The sequence below is a fragment of the Treponema endosymbiont of Eucomonympha sp. genome, assembly GCF_001028545.1.
On the sequence record NZ_BBPW01000569.1, the window covers coordinates 1 to 473 of the forward strand.

Annotated in this window: 1 protein-coding gene; it reads left to right on the top strand. The window is 48.0% G+C overall.

Translation table 11 applies throughout. The features are described 5' to 3' along the window. The coding region (locus AWU74_RS08095; RefSeq protein WP_162505089.1) for a UvrB/UvrC motif-containing protein at positions 1 to 473 on the top strand (473 nt) is incomplete at both ends.

The following is a 473-nucleotide window of genomic DNA, read 5'->3' on the forward strand; positions in this document are numbered from 1 at the left end:
ATACGGGTCGCCCACCGGAACTTGACGCTCTTAAAACAGAGCTTGAAAAACTCGGCAAAGAAAAACGGTTGCTTGTGCAAAACCAGAACTACGAGCAAGCGGCAAAGACGCGGGACCGCATATTTGTGCTACAGAATAAGTTTGACATGCTCCGTAGGAAGTGGTCAACAAATGAGACATTCGATGAGAAGCGAAAATCGGTTACAATGCGCGATATTTGTAAAGTCGTAGAAGCAATAACAGGCGTCCCTGCCTCGCAAATCGAATCCTCCGAATCGAAACAGCTACTCAATATGGAACGAGAGATTCGCCGAACGTTTATCGGACAAGTAGTAGCAGTTTCGACGATTGTTGCATCAATCCGACGTGCTCGGACGGGTATTTCGTCGGCAAAACGCCCGTCCGGCTCGTTCGTATTTCTAGTCCCGACAGGTGTAGGCAAGACGCAACTTGCAAAAACGCTAGCAAACTTT